Raw genomic sequence first — 18,305 nt, forward strand, 5'->3', positions numbered from 1 at the left:
CTTTCCGGCCGCCGCCAGTCAAGCGGGGCGGGCTCTCCCAATGGGATCCCGTCATTTTACGCGAATGACCGTCCCTGGCGGCGGACTCATATAGGTGCTGACCCTTTTGAAATTCAGGGCGTGCAATGCTGTTACGCTGATTCCGAATTGCTTGGCGATCGAGGGCCAACTGTCGCCGGGCTGAACGCGATACATCCGTACCGGATCGCCCTTCGCCTTCGTCTTGCTCTGGTCCGACAGCAATTTCTTCCCGGTCTGAAGCGCCACGATCATGCCCGCCTGCGCGATGCCCGGCATGCCGGCGAGCTTCATCCCGGCCCGAATCCCCGCTTCGCTGACCTGGTAGTAGGCCGCGATATCTTTGACCGATTGGCCGGGGCGCACGACATGAACGTCCGGCTTCGGCCGGTAAGCCGTATTCCGCTTGCCGGAGCGGCTCTTCGGCTTGACGGCCGCTTTCCGCTTGGGCGGCAGCTTGTCGTACGCGATCTTGACGAGATTGACCTGCTTCAAGGTCATCGCGAACGACATGCCGTTCGCGATCGAATTGTCATGCGTCGTCCGCAGACTCGTAATGACACAATTCAACAGCATATTGCGGCCGCTATATTGCAACAGCTTCCCTTCATTCATCGCGGTGACGAGCCGATGCCTGTAATTCGAGGCCTGCGGCCCGATCAGCAAGCCTTCCAAATGCAGGCTCACCGTCTCCCTCTGCACATGGTCGGTGACCATGCCGCCCTTCTCGATGTTATGGCTGCTTACCTGCACCGAATATTCCGGTTCCTCGGAAATCACAAACAGTTCGACTCCGCCTAACTTGCTTTTTCGCGTACTAATAGGACATCATGCCTCCTTCCGCAACCACCGGCTTCGGCATTGGCTTCGGCGGCGGCAGCTTGCTCGCGATGCTTCGCTCGAACGAACGGAACGATGCGTCGAATTGTTCACGCGCAATCCGCTTAATCTCCTCGATCATCCGCATATCGATATAGCCGTTCACATTCAGATTCATGACCACGTTGCTATTGGCGGTGACATCGAGGCCGCTCCGGTTCCCGGCAGGAAGTGGCGGACCGAAGCTGCCCCTGCTGCTGGAATGGACAGGCTCCGGCAATGGAGAAGACGGAGCAGACGCCAACGGAGCATCTGCCATGGGCCGGTATGTTCCCGCAGCAACTGCAGGCGAGGGGAGCCGGCTTTGCACGCTCAGCTTCTTCGCGTCAGGCGCGGCGGCGGGCTGTTCCTCCTCTTTTGGAAGCAAAAACTTCTCTGCCGCCCACAGCCCGGCATCCAAAGCCAGCCCGCCCAAAAATCCGGCCGGCGTAAAGCGCAGAAACCTCGTCGCCTTACTCACGGTGCGGGCGCCTTTCAGCAGCTTGCCGAACCAGCCCGTCTTCTTGGCGGCGGACGCGGCCTTGCCGACATCCGATGCGGTTGATGTCGAAGTGGCGATCTCCGCCATCGTCCCGGTGGCGGCCTGGACTGATTGCACGGTCTCCGCCGTCGTCTGGGCGGCCGTGATCGCATATTCGCCGCCTTCCTCTTCCTCTTTCTCTTCCTTCTTCCGGCCGAACATGTTCAGGGCGAAGTCGCCCGCCATGGCGGCCACTGCGCCCCAGGTCCCGACCTTTTTCAAAAGTCCCCGCTTGGGCTTGGGGCTCGTTACTTTCCGTCGCGCGCGAGCAAACGGCGTGGACGCCGATGCACTCTTGCCTTGCGGAGCCGAAGCGGGCGAAGCGGCGGTTGCCGACGGGGCGGACGTTCCGCCTGCTGACGGCGGATTGGCTGGACCGCTATTAGCCGGCGACGATGCAGCCGGAGCGCCTTTGGCTGGCGGAACGAGTGATCCGGCTTTGGCTGGCGGCACGCCTGTACCGCCTTTGCCCGGCGGCGCGGCGGTCCCGTTCTTGGACGGAGCGACAGCCTTGCCAAGCTCCTTCTGGCGCTGCGCTCCTTCTCCGCCGCTTCGGCCTGGAGCTCCTCTCTTCAGCTTGAGAGGTTTGCCCCGGCCCGGCTTTTTCTTCTTGTTCCGTCCTCCCCCCGCGAGGCCAGACGAGATGCCTCCTCCACCCTGGCAGCAGCAGCATTTGCATTGGCTGCCGGATTCCCCGCTGAACAGCTTTTTCACGAACTCCACATTTTCAATGGCATCTTTTACTTTCGTGATGCTATCGCTCGCGGCATAGACATAATCTTGGGCGGTTTTCGCGAATTCAAGGGCTTTTTTCCAGTACGATTTCTCCTCATTCCCTGACTTCTTATCCTCCGCTTGCGCCGGGCATTGCACCACGACCGTCGTGCTCTGAAGGGCCGACAGCGAAGCGGACAACTGCTGCCCCAGCTCATTTGGCCGGGCTGCATGCGCAAGATTCTGCCCACCCGGACGGATAGAGGCCTGTCTTCGCATCATATTCGCGATCGACTTCACATCCGACGCGATGCCGCCGGTCGCCAGGGCGGGTCCGCCCCGCTTCGGTCTGGCGGCGCGCTTCATCTCCGCGATCTGCTCCTGTATGCTGTCCGTCATAATCCGGAACACGGAGCCAATCTCGTCCAGCTTGCCGTTCATCGTGCGCAGCTCGCGGTGCACATTTTTGGTAATCCGATCATCCATTGACTTGCCCCCCTCCTGTCCCGTACATCCATTCCAAAGCGGCGGCGGCCTCGCATAATTCCTCGATGCTCATCCCGCTCGCTTCCGCATACGTAATGCCGCCCCGGCTGTTCAGGACGACGCGCCAGAACAATTGCCGGAGCGGATTGCGGGAGATGGAATGTCTATACGTCGGATGATTCGGATTCCAAGGGCGTATCTACCATGCCGAGGAAGCGCGCGCATTCGAGCCAGAGCGGCGTCATGATGTCGGTCTTCTCTTCAAGCCCTTCCCAGCTCAGGCGCGGAGATACAATGACATGCTGAAGGAAAAAGTCCATCGACGGCTCCAGCTTCCATCCCCCGTCTGCTTTGAGCGCCACATCATAGAGCCGCATCAGGGCGCGGGCGCCCGGATGCTGCAGCACATATTCCTCTTGCTCGATCGTTACCGTCTGTTGCTTGCTCACTTCATTCACCCTTTCTTCCGAATCCAGATATGGAAATTAGTTCACCCGATGCGTGTAATCCAGCACTTGAATTTCAAATTCGCGATCCTCCAGCTCCGAGCCGTAAGCGGCCGCTGGCAGCTTCTTCACGATCGCCTGCGTGCCCCCGATCGTTTCGCCCGGCTCGTTGTTGGATTTCACCCAGATCGAGAACAGCTTCTTCTCGCGAGCCAGACGGTGCAGCAGGGCAATCTGCGGCGACGTCGACATCAGCGTGAGCTTGATTGTGCCGAGCGGATTATTTTTGTGCGCGATCGCCACCTCGCCGCGCGCGCCGACATGAGCCACGCTCTGCTCCTCGTCCTTTTCGCAGGAGACGAAGGTATTCTCGCCGAATCCCGTAATATACTCGCCGTTAATGACGACGGACACTTGCTTCGCATCATAAATGCCGATACTCATGAATGTGCACCTTCCTTAAATTCAATATTTTTAACCGCAAGGATGCTTTGGGATCAAAAGCAGACTATTTGCACTGCCTCCCTTAGAAACGGATGACGCCGTTCACCTTCACCTGATGCACCGCTCCGGCAATCTCGAACCAGAACGAGCCGCCGCGGTATTCGCGGTTCGCGCGATCGCTCGGATCGACCTGGTTGCGAAGCAGGAAGGAGGTGCCGAACAGCGGTTCGCCGCTGTCATCCGCGGCAATGATGCCCATGCGGAACGACTCCAGCAGCACATTGATCACCGTGCTCTCGATTTGCGCGATGCCTGCGTCCGTATATGGAATCTTGCTGGATTGATTGAGCAAATGCTGAATTTGCATTTCCATGCGGGCGCGAACATAGTCGCGCGCCATAATGACATCGATATATTCGCCGGACAGCGTCTTGCCTTCGGATGTGCGGGCTTCGCCCTGCTTGTTCACATACGTAATCGCCCCGCCGTCATGAATCTCCATCAATTCGCCGGCCGTCAGCTTCAATGGAGCGATGCCGGTGCAGGTCTTGAATTTCCAGGTCACGGAACCGACATCCGCGGATCCGACCGAGCCGACGAGCGCGGCATCCGGGTAGGCGCTGGCATCGGTATGATAGAACGCGACCGTGCGGTTGAACCCGGCGGCCTTCAACGCTTGCAGCTTCGTCTTGTCGGACACGCGCGTCACGAACAGGCGGTAGTCCTCTTTCTCCAGCTCCTGCGCCAGCGCCGTAACCGTCGCTTCGCTATTATCAGGGGAGAGCAGATAGTACCAGCCCATATCCATGACGGAACGGAGGCGCTCCGCCGCGTCTTCCTGCTCATCGCATGCCGCAATCGCGATGCGGGCCGGAGAACGGTCCCCTTGGCCGAACAGAGCTGCGGCCATCTTGTACTCCGCCGTCGATTCGGCGAAATCCGCCTGAACGGCCTTCAGATCGCCGTACTCCTTATAGGCCGATCCTCCCGCCTTCTTGCCGAGAATGAGCGGCATGCCGAAGGACAACCGTCCTGTCGGCTTCTGCAAATCAATCGTCACTTGAACATCCTGGATCGTCATTATTCCTTCATCTCCTTCAATGTCATATGAACCTTCTCAATATGGCCGGGACTTGTCCTGGCGAACGAGTCCCGCATGCGCAGACGGACGCGGATCTCCAGTCCGTGAACCGGTTCCGCCACCCATTGCGCGTCGCTGACATGAACCAACGCGGCCGACAAGCCTTCCAGCTTGTCTACGCCCTCGGTCCACAGCCAGCCGATCGCTTGGCGGCAGTGCTCCATCGCCGTCCACGGATCGGGCGAACACCAGATCAACTGCCATTCCATCTCGACCAGCCTGGTCAACGGCCCGGTCGTATCCCGGTGCCGCTGCGAGCGATCCGCGTAGGGCACGGACACGCGATACAGCAGCCTGGCTCCGTCTGGCGCCTGCCCTTCCCCGGACGCCTCCAGCGGCAGCGGTTCGAGCGGCAGTCCCGCGGACTCCGCCAGCGGCTGCAGCCACTGCTCGAAATAATCGCGATACACAATCAAGCCGCCTCTCCCCCCTCTCTTCGGCAATAAAAAAACCGGCAGCATCGCCGGCGATTGTTGCGGATCGAGGAGCAGAGCAAGGGAAAATTCGGTGCCTCTGGCAGCTTCGCCGCGCACCCTCTCGTCCGCCGATTGCGTGTCCCTTCTGCTCAACTCGTCCACAATAGCATTATAATATGGGGAACATATGTTTGTTTTATCCTATTTTTATAGAATAGCAACAGTATTTATAAAACGTTATTTTAAATAAATTAACGAACATTTGTTCTCGTTTTGTGGTATAATGAGTATATTCTCATCTATTCATGAATCTGCCGGCGGGAGGCACAGAATCGGCAGGCTCATTTTCATAAGACAAGGATGTATCGCAACAGATTATGGAGGAGGACAATCTATATGGAAGACCGGCAATTCACTATCCCTTCGTTCGATTCCTTCGATCCGAAGGCGGCCAAGCGGTTCATGGAGGAGACTTTCGCGAAATACCGGATGTGCAAGGTGATGCGGTATGCGGTGCGGGAAGCGGCGGTCACGATGAAATATGAAGCGAAGGAGCACGGCGCGACGAACCGGGTCGGCGATCCAACCGGCAGCATCGCCGCGCATAATGCGGACAAGGCGAACGAATGTCTCGCGTTCTGTGAAGTGATTGAATCGCTCGTCGACCAACTGGAGCCGGACGAGCAGTTGCTCATCCGCGAGCGCTATATGAAGGGGGCGCGCATCACGGACACGAACGTATACAGCTTCGCCTTCGACCCGCCGATCAGCGCGGTCACCTACGGCCATATCCGCAAGCGGGCCTTCCAGAAGCTGCTGCACGCGTTCCAGTATGTGTTCCCGGGTCATAGCGGATGAGGGCCACAACACAACGACAAATAAGCCCGGACCGCCTGTTCCCAGGTCGTCCGGGCCTTTCTTTTTCCGATAAGCCTTACTTCTTGCTCTCCTGCGGATACATCTGCTCGCGCAAGCCTTTGATCTCGTCGCTGTCGAGGTATTCGTCGAATGTCGTCACCCGGTCGATGATGCCGTTCGGCGTAATCTCGATGATGCGGTTCGCAATCGTCTGCACGAACTGATGGTCATGCGACGTGAACAGCATCGTGCCGTCGAAGTCGATCAGACCGTTGTTAAGCGCGGTGATGGACTCCAGATCCAAGTGGTTCGTCGGCTCGTCAAGGATGAGCACGTTCGCGCCCGCCATCATCATTTTCGAGAGCATGCAGCGCACCTTCTCGCCCCCGGACAGGACGCTCGCCTTCTTCAGCGCCTCTTCGCCGGAGAAGAGCATGCGGCCCAGGAAGCCGCGCAGGAATGTCTCGTCCTGATCCTTCGAATATTGGCGCAGCCAATCGACCAGATTGTCTTCCACCCCGTCGAAGTAAGCCGAGTTATCCTTCGGGAAATACGCCTGCGACGTCGTCACGCCCCAGCTGAACGTGCCGGCATCCGGCTCCAGCTCGCCCATCAAAATCTGGAACAGCGTCGTCTTCGCCAAGCCGTTCGGTCCAACAAGGGCGATCTTGTCGCCTTTGTTCACGACGAGATGCAGATTATCGAACACCTTCTCGCCCTCAACCGTCATGGTGAGGCCTTCGATCGTGAGCAATTGCTTGCCTGCTTCCCGTTCGGACTTGAAGTTGATGAACGGATATTTCCGGTTCGACGGACGGATGTCGTCGAGCGTAATCTTGTCGAGCATTTTTTTGCGGGCGGTCGCCTGCTTCGACTTGGACGCGTTCGCGCTGAAGCGCTGAATGAACGTCTGCAGCTCTTTGATCTTCTCTTCCTTCTTCTTGTTCTGGTCGCGCGCCATCTTCAACGCCAGCTGACTCGACTCGTACCAGAAGTCGTAGTTCCCCGCATACAGCTGAATCTTGCCGAAGTCGATATCGGCGATATGCGTGCACACCTTGTTCAGGAAGTGACGATCGTGGGATACGACGATGACGGTGCCTTCATAATCCATCAGGAAATGCTCCAGCCAGTTGATCGACTCGAGATCCAGATGGTTCGTCGGCTCGTCAAGCAGCAGGATGTTCGGGCGTCCGAACAGGGCCTGCGCCAGCAGGACGCGGACCTTCTGGTTGCCGTCCAGCTCCGACATTTTGTCGTCGTGGAGATTCTTCGGAATACCCAGCCCGATAAGCAGCTCGCCCGCATCCGCTTCGGCTTCCCAGCCGTTCAGCTCGGCGAACTCGCCTTCCAGCTCGCCCGCGCGCATGCCGTCCTCTTCGCTGAAGTCGGCCTTCGCATAGAGCGCATCCTTCTCCTTCATAATGCTGTACAGCCGCTGGTGACCCATAATTACCGTCTCCAGCACCGGAAATTCATCGTATTCATAATGGTTCTGCTTCAATACGGACATACGGTCTCCCGGAGTAATGTGAACCTCCCCGTTGGTAGGCTCGATTTCGCCGGATAATATTTTAAGAAATGTCGATTTACCTGCTCCGTTCGCGCCGATAAGACCGTAGCAATTGCCGGGAGTGAACTTGATATTCACATCCTCGAACAAAGGCCGCTTGCCGTATCGGAGCGTAACGCCGGTTGTACTAATCATGGCATTCCCGTCCTTTAACACGCGATTTATCATTCAAATGACTATTATAGCACAATATGGCCGGTTATGCCCGCTTCCTGCGCAATGACGCCCCTGCTATCTGAATCTGACGAATTGTCCCCCGCGTACCTTCGCCGTTCCCGGGATGTTCGGATAAATATGCCAGGGGGCTGTTTCCGCTGCTTTTTTTCCTATATAATGTAACTATCTGTGAATGAAAGCGAGGGATGTTATATGGTGAATGCATCTGTATATAACGTTCGGGAGGAACGAGCAAGCGCCCGGCGCTTCGGCATGATTCAACTCTAATCCCAAGCGTCGGCCCGCCTGATACCGTGCTCCCGAACTTGCTGCCGCTACGTCGTCTGTCCCTGCAAGGGACATCGTTGGTACTGCAACGCAAGTTCATTTTATGCGGCATCGACCGCACCGAAGGAGATATCAGGCTTGAACGAAACCGATAGCTATTGCAACATCCATAATGACCACAATCAACAACGAAATGAAATAAATGGAGCTGCTGCGGGCAGCGATGCGCTGGCCGGGCTGGCCAGCCTCGGCTGGGACAGCCGCTGGACCGAGACGTGGAGCCAATGGTTGAACGGGCTCAACGAAGCCGCCCAGCGCCGCTATGCGGGCGGACTGGTGCCGGCGCGCGTCTTGCTCGCGCACAAGCATCTGTACCGCATCGCCGGCCCGGACGGCAGCGAATGGCTCGCCGACGTATCCGGCCAGGCGCGCAACCAGATGACGGCTCCGGCCGATTGGCCGGCCGTCGGCGACTGGGTGGCCGCCGCGCCGCGGCCGGCGGAAGGCCGCGCGACGATCGCGGGCGTGCTGCCGCGCCGCAGCCTGTTCGCGCGCAAGGTCGCCGGCTGCCGCCCGGAGGCGCAGGTCGTGGCGGCGAACGCCGATGTGGCGCTGCTCGTCACGTCGATGACGCTCGACTTCGAGCCGCGCCGGCTGGAACGCTACGCCGCGCTTGCCTGGGACAGCGGGGCCGTGCCCTGCATCGTGCTCACGAAGGCCGATGCGGCCGACGATGCTGACACCTTCATCGCGCAGGCCGAGCTCGCCGCGCCGGGCACCGACGTGTTCGCGGTGTCCGCGCTTACCGGCGACGGCCTAGAACGGCTGCGCGCGCGGCTTGCCCCGGGGACGACGGTCGTGCTCGTCGGCTCGTCCGGCGTCGGCAAGTCGACGCTTGCCAATGCGCTGGCCGGCGGCGAGCGGATGGCGACGCAGGAGGTGCGCGCCGGCGACGGCAAAGGGCGGCACACGACGACGCACCGCGAGCTGCTGCCGCTCGAAGGCGGGGCGTGGCTCATTGACACGCCCGGCATGCGCGAGGTCGGCATGACCGCCGCCGACCATGACGGCTTGTCCTCGGCCTTCGAGGACATCGAGGCCTTGGCGGCCGCCTGCCGCTTCCACGACTGCTCGCACAGCCAGGAGCCGGGCTGCGCGGTGAACGCCGCGATCGCTTCCGGCGAGCTGGAAGCGGGCCGCCTCGCCAGCTACCGCAAGCTGCTGCGCGAAGAGGCCCGGATGCGCCAAGCCGAGGCAGTCCGCTTGCGGCGCCTGGAGGCGAAGGGCGCAAGGAAGCCGGCCAAGCGCCGCTAAGCGCAGCCGAAGCGGGCCGTCCTGACGGACGGTTCGCCTTCCCGCTCGCTGGACGGGCAATGCCCGCCCCAAGATCAACAAAGCCATCTGCCCCAGGCTCAGCGCCTTGGCAAATGGCTTTTTTGGCATGGATTACATTTCTATTGTCCGCCTGGCCACGTCTCTCCGAGCGCCAGCAGCTTGACCTTCGACTCATCGAGCTTCCGCCGCAGCCGTTCCGCTTCCAGCCGATCGAGCGCTTCCTTCGGCGTGTCATCGGCCAGCTTGAAGGCGCCGTAATGCATCGGGATCATCAGCTTCGCGCCTACATCCTCGAACGCCTGCAGCGCTTCCTCCGGCGTCACATGCTGACGGGACATGAACCATTCCGGCTCATAGGCGCCGATGGGCAACAGCGCGACATCGATAGCGAAGCGGCGGCCAATCTCCCGGAAGCCCCGGAAATATCCGCTGTCCCCGGCAAAATAAACCGTCTCCTTCGCTGGCAGCCGCTCTCCCGACTCCGCGGCTTCGAAATCCATCCGTTCCAGCACATACCCGCCCCAGTGGGAGCGGTTCATATCGGAAAGCGTCCGTCGCGTCCAATGCTGGGCCGGCACGAAGGTCACTCGTACGGAATCAATCACGAGTTCCTTCCACCATTCCAGCTCGACCGTCTGCGGGAAGCCTTTGCGCACCATCTTCGCCTTGAGCCCTCCCGGCACGACCAGCAGCGTGCGCGGGCTTACCAGCTTGCGAAGCGAGCCCAAATGCAAATGATCATAATGGGAGTGCGAGATGAGAATGACATCAACCGGCGGCATCTGATCAATCGGAATGCCGGGCGGAGACAATCGCTTCTCCATCGCCATGCTCGCCGCCCATACCGGATCCGTGACGATATTCAAGCCGCCCATTTGCAGCAGGAAGGTGGAATGCCCGATCCAGGTGACGGACAGGCCGCCATCATTGGCATGCAGCCTGGCGAGATCCGGCTCCACCTGCGGAACGACATAAGAATAATCCTTCTGCTTCAGCCGCACTTTGCGTTCGGCGCGCCAACGCCGGAATTGCTTCCATGCTTTTTCTGTCGACACATTGTCCATATTCGTGTAATAGCGCTTCATGGCACCACCTCATTTGCACACCAAGTATTCGTAAGCCTTGCCGTTCGATCGTGCATCAGCAAGGAAGGGCCGGGCAAGAAAAATCCATTCTCGTACTAGAATAACAAATCGGTCCGGCGAACTCCAATTCACCCCGCCGCCCAGCCGGCGTTCTCCAACCATTGCGTCGTTCCGCTTCCGCGCCGCACGCGGCCCGGCGCTGTCTGCCTCTATCGTATGCGCGCGCCGCAGCGCCGTCTATCTCCGTCCGGCAAAAGCAGCGAACGCCCACAGCGCTAGAGCGGTTGAGGCAGGCTGCTGCCGCAAAGCGCTTTTCTCTATTTTTAACTCAAAGCGGCCCGTTCCAACCTCTTCCCTCACAACATCTTGTCCGAGGACCCGCATTGTTCCCGGCTATGCCTTCATGTACAATGGAGACATACCAGAATGATACAGGAGGTGCCGTCAATGCAATTGATCACAATCGAACCGACGCCGAGTCCGAATTCCATGAAGCTTCATCTGGATGAGACGCTGCCGGCGGGCGTACGGCGAACCTACTCTGAAGATAACCGCCGCTCCGCGCCGCCGATCATCGGGCAGCTGCTCGATATCGACGGCGTGAAGAGCGTCTTTCATACCGCGGACTTCATCGCGCTGGATCGCTATCCGAATGCGGATTGGGCCCGCATCCTGGCCGATGTGCGCGATATTTTCGGACAGTCTCAGGAAGAGAGCGGACAGGGCGAGGAATGGTCGGCCTGGACCTCCTTCGGCGAGGCGCAGGTCTATGTTCAATATTTCCGCGGCATTCCGATGCAGATTCGGGTGCAGGCGGATAACCGTGAGGAGCGCGTCGGCCTGTCCGAGCGCTTCGTGAAGGCGGTCACCGAGGTCGCCAGCGCCACCTTGATCAAGGAGCGCAAGCTGAGCGACTACGGCATCCGCTACGGCGAGCTGGCGGATATCGCGCGCGAGGTGGAGCAGGAGCTGGAGGCCGCTTATCCGGAGGAGCGGCTTGCTTCGCTCGTGCGCCAGGCGATCGAGAAGGCCAAGAGCGATGAGCCGTTCATCGAGGAGCGGCGCGAGCTGACGGAAGAAGAGCTGGCCGCGCGCTTGAAGGACAGCGATTGGCGCGTGCGCTATGCAGCGCTCGATCGGATGGAGCCGGAGGCCAGCCGCTTGCCGCTGCTGGCGGAGACGCTCCGCGACCCGCAGAGCCAGATTCGGCGCCTGACGGTCGTCTACCTGGGCGAGATCAAGACGCAGGAATGCCTGCCGCTGCTGTTCGAAGCGCTGCGTGATGCCTCGGTCAGCGTCCGCCGCACAGCAGGGGACACCTTGTCCGATATCGGCGATCCGGCGGCGATCGAGCCGATGATCGAAGCGTTGAAGGACAAGAACAAGCTGGTCCGCTGGCGCGCGGCCCGCTTTCTCTACGAAGCGGGAGACGAGCGGGCCGTGCCGGCGCTGGAGGAAGCGGCGAACGACAGCGAATTCGAGGTCGCGCTGCAGGCGCGCATGGCGCTCGAACGCATCCGCTCCGGCGAGGAAGCGGTCGGCACGGTCTGGCAGCAGATGGCCCGCCTGCGCGAGCAATCCGAAGCCGAAAGGGCCTAACACTAGGCGGCGCTGCAGCAGTTCAGTAGACAATGGAACAACGGAACGGCAGGGTGCTTCCCTTTTTAGCAGGACACGCCACGCCTGCCCATAGCACAAGACGGTATCCTGAGCGGATACCGTCTTGTGATCATATCCGAACTCTACAGCCCGGGAATCAGCTCAATGTCCCGGCGACGGCGCCATTGCCGCTTCTTCCGGATGCTGTGTCGCATGGAACTGCGTCGTGTACAGCGAGGCATAGCGCCCTTCCCGCTTCAGCAGCGCTTCATGCCGTCCCCGCTCCACAATCTCGCCCTCTTCCACGACGAGAATCTGGTCGGCGGAGAGGACCGTGGACAAGCGGTGGGCGATGACGATGGTCGTCCGCCCCTGCATCAGCTCCGACAGAGCTGCCTGCACATACGCCTCCGATTCGGAGTCCAGATGGGATGTCGCCTCATCGAGAATGAGGATGCGCGGATTTTTGAGAATCGCCCGCGCGATCGCCAGCCGCTGCCGTTCCCCGCCGGAGAGACGGTGCCCCCGCTCCCCGACGACGGTGTCATAGCCTTGCGGCAGGCCGGCAATCATATCGTGAATATAAGCCTTGCGGCAAGCCTCCTCCAGCTCGGCCTGCGTCGCGCTGTCCTTGGCGATACGCAGGTTATCGGCCACGGTGGCATGGAACATGAACGACTCCTGGGTGACGTACGCGACCTGGGCGCGCAGCGACTCCAGCGTCACGTCCCGCACGTCATGGCCGTCGATGGAGACCGTGCCTGAGCTCGCGTCATACAGGCGGCCGATCAGGTTGATCAGCGTCGATTTGCCGGCGCCGCTCGGCCCGACAAGGGCGACCACTTCCCCGGGATCCGCCTGGAAGCTGATGCCGCGCAGCACCTCTCCTCCGCTGCCATAGCGGAAGGTGACATCTGAGAATTCCACCGCGCCTTGAACCGTGTCAAGCATCTTCGCATTCGGCCGGTCCGTCACCTCCGGCTCCATATCCATATATTCGAAAATGCGATGGAACACGCCCATCGCGGTCACGACCTCGACGTGCAGATTCAGCAAGGTCCCGAAGGGCTGATACAGCCGGGACAGATAGGCCGCGAAGGCGACGATCGCGCCGATCGTCATCGGGCCGTATATGACCTGATAACCTCCGTACATATAGATCAGCGCCGTGCCGAGCGGCCCCAGCGTCGAGACGAACATGAAGAACCAGCGTCCGGCCAGATTGAGCTTCACTTCCAGCTCTTTCACCTTGTTGTTCTGCTCCTCGAAGCGGGCTTGCAGGGCAGCTTCACGCCCGAAGATACGGGTCAGCATTGCGCCCGAGACGCCGAACACTTCCCCCAATTGCGCGGACATATCGGCCCGCACCTTCTGTGTCTCCGAGCGCAGCCGCTTGCGGTAGCCCGATACTTTGCGCACCGGAATCATCGACAACGGCAGGATGACGATCGCCATCAGCGCCAGCTTCCAGTCGAGCGTGAACAGGATGCCAATCGTCGTGCAGATGATGACGATCTGCGTGAGCGAAGAGACGGCGACATTCGTGACGACATTCTGAATCGCGGCCACATCATCGGTCACCCGCTGGATGACCTCGCCGGAGCGGGCGGCGGTGAAGAAGCCGACCGACTGCCGCTGCAGGTTCCGGAACAATCCCTGCCGCAGATCGGACATGATATGCTGCGTAACGAGCGTATTAAGATGGCTCTGCAGCACGCCCAGCATCCCGCTTGCGATCGGCAGCACGACGAGCAGGGAAGCGCAGGTCAGCAGCAGCGCCACATCCTTGTTCGGGATGGCGATGTCGATAATGCGCTGCATGACGAGCGGCGGCATCAGGCCGATGACGGCGCCGGAGAGCGCCAGAAACACAATCCAGAAAAGCCGGAACAGATACGGTCGGAACAGCGCCCCGATCCGCTTGAAGGACACGTCTTTCACTGAGACGCGCGGCTGGCCCTTCGCATCGCGGATTGGAACCGGGCGGTTGCCCCAGCCTTGGTACATTCAGATTCCCCCTCATTATCCGGCTTATCTCCCCGTTTACGCCAGTATATGTCTTGCCTTACACTGTCACCATTGTAGTACTGTGATGTTGATTCTATTATAATCGCAAAAAGCGGGTTAGGAAGACATTGCCCGTAGAAAAAACGAGGGTATTTCGCGTAACTCGCTGCACAGATCTCGAAATTCCTGCGAAATTCAGGCTGTTGAGAAAGTCCAAAGGATTTTTGGGCACTTCATCAGGACCTGTCTCTCAGTAGAAAAATTTTATCTGATCGAAGTGCCTGAAAACTGCACAATGAAATGTCTATCCGATAGGCGAAGTCCTCAAAACTGTACGGTTTCGCAAGACACGTTGATTCAGTAGGCAAAATCCTGCACAAACCCCCATGACGTCTACGACGTCACCCCCCAGAATGAAAATAGGTAGATGTAAACTTTTAAAGTTACTGTAGATGGTAATCATGAGACTAACAAATCCAAGGACGACTGTATTATTGGGGTACGACCCTGTTGCACAAACCGTCCAATTGCGATCGCGAGAACCGCCCAATGCACACCCAAGTGCGTGTATAAAATTTCCTTATTCAGGTCGCATGATTTGTTAGTACACATGAAAGCAGGTGCAAGCATGGATGCCGTACGCGAATGCTGTTGCGGATTAGATGTCCATCAAAAAACAGTAGTTGCCTGTATCCTTTACGGGGATTTAGAATCCAAGCCCAAGAAAGTCATCGAAAGCTTTGGAACAACAACTACCGAACTACTCCGACTTCAAGATTGGCTTAACGCACATGAGTGTAAAGAAGTAGCCATGGAGAGCACAGGTGTGCTGTGGAAACCGGTATGGAATATTTTAGAGTCTAGCTGCTATTTAGTGTTGGCAAACGCTAAACAAATCAAGAATACACCAGGGCGTAAGACAGACAAGAAAGATGCGGAGTGGATTGCACAACTTCATCGTTGTGGTCTCATTCAACCAAGCGTGGTGTTGCCGCAGCATTTGCGGGATTTACGAGATCTAACGAGGTATCGTCTGAGAATCGTGGTGACCATTGCTTCTGAGAAGAATCGTATCCATAAAATTCTTCAAGACGGAAACATCAAGCTTACGAGTTTTATGAGTGATTTGTTCGGCGTATCCGGGCGTCTGCTTCTGGAAAAGCTCATGGACGGAGAAGTACTCGTAGAAGATGACGTACGCGAACTTGTCAAAACCAAGCTAAAAACAAAAGTGCCTCAGTTAGTTGAAGCTCTGAATGGTCAGCTACGGCGACATCATCGTGTTATGATGCGTGCACACTGGAAGCACCTGCTGTTCGAGGAAGCAGAACTGCAAGAAATTGAATCATTAATCGACGAACAGCTTGAGCCTTATCGAAAAGAGATTGAGTGTTTAGACAGCATTCCCGGAATTGACAAGTCTTGCGCTTCCGCTATATTTGCAGAAATGGGGCCGGATATCGCCACGCGTTTTCCCACGGTCGAGCAATTCACCTCATGGGCAGGGGTATCTCCAGGTAATAATGAGAGCGCGGGGCGCAAGAAAAGCCGGAAATGCCTGCAAGGGAACAAGTATCTGAAACGTAGCATAACGCAAGCGGCATGGGCAAATTACAGGTCAAGGAATCGAATAGGTGAGCACTTTAGACGGATACGGAAACGACGAGGCGAAAAAACAGCAAGCGTAGCAACCGGACATCTCTTAATTAAGATCATTTATGCCATGATGAAAGAAGGAACGCCATACAAAGAAATAGACATGCAGGTACGCATGTCTAAACAAAGAACAGCTAATTTTTACGTAAAGAAACTCCAAGAGCTGGGCTTTGCACTTCAACTAACTGAAAACGAAACAAGCTAAATTTTGAAAATGATGTGATCATTTTCGGGGGGTGAGTCTTTTTTTGCTTTCTTAGAGTAATAATGGCCCGAAAAAGTTCTATTCATACATTTTGAAAGGGCTGTCGTGCTTACTTCAACGTTTTTATTTTCGTATAAAATACAGCAATTCTGTAGGGGCGACTTCACCAGAATGGGAATCCTGTAAAACTGCAGCAATTTCACCCGTTTCTCTTCAACTTATCTCAAAAGGGCCTAAAATGATGTAGCTGTGCAGCAATTCCTCGAAATGTGGACTCATTGAGCCGAAATTCCTGTAAAATAGCAGCAATTCCCTCCACACGTTAAAACGCCAGGAGATTATGATGTCTCCAGAAGGCGATGACGCTCTGAATGCCAAGTTTCGATTAGGTAATCACCCCTCCGAAAAAAAGGGGTTTTCCAACAGCCTGATTTTTGCAGGATTGCTGCTGGGCGGAGTTGGTTGTGTTGTTTTTGCAGACTGTGCAGGACCTGTGCCCCACAAACAAAAAAGAGCAGTCTGCACCGACTGCTCTCCAGTAATCCATAATGGCGATCGATACAAGGAAGATAAGGGGGCCGGCAAGAGAAGCATCGCGGTCCCTTCCGTCTCGCTCCGCAGCCCGGCTTCCTTCCGTCTCGCCCCGCAGCTTCGAGGCTGTCCGCCCCACCGCTGCGCTCCCCTTATCCGCGGGCGTTCTACAGCAGCTTCTCAATGACGGCGTTCGCCGTGCTCTCCTTGTTGTCGATCGATTCCTGGTACGTGCGCTTGAAATACTCGACATACAGCACATCCAGCAAGTACAGCTGCGCGATCTTCGCGGACAAGGATCCGCCCTGGAGCGGGCCCTCATTCGCTCCGCAGAGGAGCGTAACATCCGAGTGCGTTGTCAGCGGAGATTTGACGAAGCGGGTGATCGAGATGATCCTGGCTCCCTTCTCCTTCGCCTTCTTCGCAACCTCGATCGTGTCCTTGGTCGAGCCCGAGTAAGAGAACATGACCGCCACGTCGCGCTCGGTCATGAGGGCGGCCGACATCATCTGAAGATGGGAGTCGAAGGAGCATTCCGTCTTCTTCGTGATGCGCATAAATTTGTTCTTCGCTTCCAGCGCGGTAATCAAGGACGTGCCCACGCCAAAAAAATGAATGCGCTCCGCCTGAACCATGTACTCGATCGCCTTCTCGATATCGTCGGCCTTGAGGAGATCGTACGTCTCGTTGATCGCATTGACATTCGTGGTCAATACTTTGGATGCCACCTGCTCGATCGTGTCGTCCATCCCGATCTGCTCGGTCAGCTGCGGAATTTCATTTTCCACCGTAATGCTGTGCGCCAATGCGATCTTGAACTCCTGATAGCCCTTGAAGTTGAGCGACTTGCAGAACCGGAAAATACTCGATTCCCCGACGTCGCAGGCATCGGCCAGATCGGTAATGGACATATAGATGACGCTTCTCGTATGCTCCAATATATAATCCGCTACTTTGCGCTCGGTGTTCGTGAAGGAATTATACATGGAATGAATGCGAGTCAGAATACTTACAGTGCGCAGTGCATCCACCCCCTTAATGTCTTGTCACGGCAAAAGACGCGATGCGGCGCCCAACAGCCCCGCCTTGTTCCCGAGCGAAGCCTTGACGATGCGAACCCCGGCGAAGCTGTCCATAATGAACTCCTTCGTCCGCTCTTCCGCCTGGCGGACCAGCTCGTCCCGCTCCATGACGCCGCCGCCAACCACGATGGCGGAAGGATTGAAGATGTGGACGATGGACGCCAGCCCGGCCGCGACTTCCGTGATCCAGTCGTCAATGACGCGCCGCAGCGGCTCGTTGCCTTTATCTATTTTATCAAATAATATCCGCCCGTTGATACATTCCGGGTCAACCTGACGCGCCAGATGAACCAAGGCGCTCGTTGAGGCGAATTTCTCGTAATACGGTTTGAATTCCGGATCGCGGCGTTCCGCCCAAGCATGCGTCAGGATATGGCCGAACTCGGCGGCCACGCCGTTCGCGCCCCGGTAAATGTCGCCATTGATGACGATCGCGCCGCCGATGCCCGTGCCGTAGGTCAGACACAGGAAGTCGGCATAGGACCGGCCGGCGCCGAAGCGCCCCTCGCCCAAGGCAGCCGCATTGACATCGTTCTCGACCCGGACCGGCTTGCCGAACCGCTCCGTCAGCCTATCCGCGATGCGCATCCCCGTATAGCCCGGAATATTTTCATTCGCGTATACGATCACGCCCGCGTCCGCATCGACCTGACCCGCCGTGCTGACGGCAATCGCGTCATAGCCGCTGTACTCCTCCAGGTGAGCCATAAGCTTCCCGATGACATGCTCGCCGCCGCGCTTGCTCTCGGTCTCGTATTCCTGGAACCGCTCAATCCGTCCCGACTCGTCGCACAGGCCGATCTTTGTCGAAGTCCCGCCAATATCCGCCGCCACAATTTTCATAACGAACGCCCTGCCCTTCTCTA

General features: G+C 57.9%; 16 protein-coding genes. 4 read left to right on the forward strand and 12 right to left on the reverse strand.

Annotation, left to right across the window (positions count from 1 at the left end; all coding sequences use genetic code 11):
• Positions 1–51 precede the first annotated feature (51 nt).
• The 7 genes from NNL35_RS28670 to NNL35_RS28700 all read right to left on the reverse strand — a co-directional run bounded on the left by NNL35_RS28670 (position 52) and on the right by NNL35_RS28700 (position 5,226).
• A complete protein-coding gene (locus NNL35_RS28670; protein WP_006677499.1) occupies positions 52–798 on the reverse strand; it encodes a LysM peptidoglycan-binding domain-containing protein in 747 nt (248 codons plus the stop codon).
• 37 nt (positions 799–835) lie between these two features.
• On the reverse strand, positions 836–2,617 hold the full coding sequence (locus NNL35_RS28675; protein WP_040731732.1) for a hypothetical protein: 1,782 nt from the start codon (positions 2,615–2,617) through the stop codon (positions 836–838).
• Complete coding sequence (locus NNL35_RS28680; RefSeq protein WP_254553938.1) at positions 2,610–2,750, reverse strand: hypothetical protein; 141 nt, start codon at positions 2,748–2,750, stop codon at positions 2,610–2,612. Before NNL35_RS28680 ends, NNL35_RS28675 begins: the two co-directional genes overlap by 8 nt.
• A gap of 31 nt (positions 2,751–2,781) precedes the next feature.
• On the reverse strand, positions 2,782–3,066 hold the full coding sequence (locus NNL35_RS28685) for a hypothetical protein (RefSeq protein WP_006677498.1): 285 nt from the start codon (positions 3,064–3,066) through the stop codon (positions 2,782–2,784).
• Positions 3,067–3,102: 36 nt separating this feature from the next.
• A complete protein-coding gene (locus NNL35_RS28690; RefSeq protein ID WP_006677497.1) occupies positions 3,103–3,507 on the reverse strand; it encodes a phage structural protein in 405 nt (134 codons plus the stop codon).
• An 82-nt stretch (positions 3,508–3,589) separates the two neighbouring features.
• Positions 3,590–4,588, reverse strand: coding sequence for a DUF3383 family protein (locus NNL35_RS28695; RefSeq protein WP_006677496.1), 999 nt, complete (start codon positions 4,586–4,588; stop codon positions 3,590–3,592).
• Positions 4,588–5,226, reverse strand: a complete 639-nt coding sequence (locus NNL35_RS28700; RefSeq protein WP_254553939.1) for a hypothetical protein — start codon at positions 5,224–5,226, stop codon at positions 4,588–4,590. Before NNL35_RS28700 ends, NNL35_RS28695 begins: the two co-directional genes overlap by 1 nt.
• Positions 5,227–5,460: 234 nt before the next feature.
• On the opposite strand from NNL35_RS28700, the gene NNL35_RS28705 reads away from it, so the two are divergent.
• A complete protein-coding gene (locus tag NNL35_RS28705; protein ID WP_006677494.1) occupies positions 5,461–5,922 on the forward strand; it encodes an ArpU family phage packaging/lysis transcriptional regulator in 462 nt (153 codons plus the stop codon).
• A gap of 76 nt (positions 5,923–5,998) precedes the next feature.
• On the opposite strand, the gene NNL35_RS28710 is transcribed toward NNL35_RS28705, so the two are convergent.
• Positions 5,999–7,630: an ABC-F family ATP-binding cassette domain-containing protein gene (locus NNL35_RS28710; protein ID WP_006677493.1), complete on the reverse strand. Its 1,632-nt coding sequence runs from the start codon at positions 7,628–7,630 to the stop codon at positions 5,999–6,001.
• 447 nt (positions 7,631–8,077) lie between these two features.
• On the opposite strand from NNL35_RS28710, the gene rsgA reads away from it, so the two are divergent.
• Positions 8,078–9,253, forward strand: coding sequence for a ribosome small subunit-dependent GTPase A (rsgA, locus tag NNL35_RS28715; protein ID WP_254553940.1), 1,176 nt, complete (start codon positions 8,078–8,080; stop codon positions 9,251–9,253).
• A 140-nt stretch (positions 9,254–9,393) separates the two neighbouring features.
• Here rsgA and NNL35_RS28720 read toward each other — a convergent pair whose 3' ends face one another.
• Positions 9,394–10,359: an MBL fold metallo-hydrolase gene (locus NNL35_RS28720; RefSeq protein ID WP_006677490.1), complete on the reverse strand. Its 966-nt coding sequence runs from the start codon at positions 10,357–10,359 to the stop codon at positions 9,394–9,396.
• Positions 10,360–10,806: 447 nt separating this feature from the next.
• On the opposite strand from NNL35_RS28720, the gene NNL35_RS28725 reads away from it, so the two are divergent.
• On the forward strand, positions 10,807–11,958 hold the full coding sequence (locus NNL35_RS28725; RefSeq protein WP_006677489.1) for a virulence factor: 1,152 nt from the start codon (positions 10,807–10,809) through the stop codon (positions 11,956–11,958).
• Positions 11,959–12,120: 162 nt separating this feature from the next.
• Here the strand turns inward: NNL35_RS28725 and NNL35_RS28730 are convergent, their stop codons facing one another.
• A complete protein-coding gene (locus NNL35_RS28730) occupies positions 12,121–13,965 on the reverse strand; it encodes an ABC transporter ATP-binding protein (RefSeq protein ID WP_006677488.1) in 1,845 nt (614 codons plus the stop codon).
• Positions 13,966–14,593: 628 nt separating this feature from the next.
• Between NNL35_RS28730 and NNL35_RS28735 the strand changes: the two genes are divergently transcribed.
• Positions 14,594–15,826, forward strand: coding sequence for an IS110 family RNA-guided transposase (locus tag NNL35_RS28735; protein WP_254552890.1), 1,233 nt, complete (start codon positions 14,594–14,596; stop codon positions 15,824–15,826).
• A gap of 698 nt (positions 15,827–16,524) precedes the next feature.
• On the opposite strand, the gene NNL35_RS28740 is transcribed toward NNL35_RS28735, so the two are convergent.
• Both NNL35_RS28740 and NNL35_RS28745 read right to left on the reverse strand, forming a co-directional pair.
• Positions 16,525–17,388 carry a MurR/RpiR family transcriptional regulator gene (locus NNL35_RS28740; protein WP_238535424.1) on the reverse strand — a complete coding sequence of 288 codons (864 nt, stop codon included), beginning with the start codon at positions 17,386–17,388 and terminating at the stop codon, positions 16,525–16,527.
• Positions 17,389–17,403: 15 nt separating this feature from the next.
• Positions 17,404–18,282: an ROK family protein gene (locus NNL35_RS28745; RefSeq protein WP_006678794.1), complete on the reverse strand. Its 879-nt coding sequence runs from the start codon at positions 18,280–18,282 to the stop codon at positions 17,404–17,406.
• Positions 18,283–18,305: the final 23 nt, after the last annotated feature.

The sequence above is a fragment of the Paenibacillus dendritiformis genome (genome assembly GCF_945605565.1).
GTDB lineage: Bacteria > Bacillota > Bacilli > Paenibacillales > Paenibacillaceae > Paenibacillus_B > Paenibacillus_B dendritiformis_A.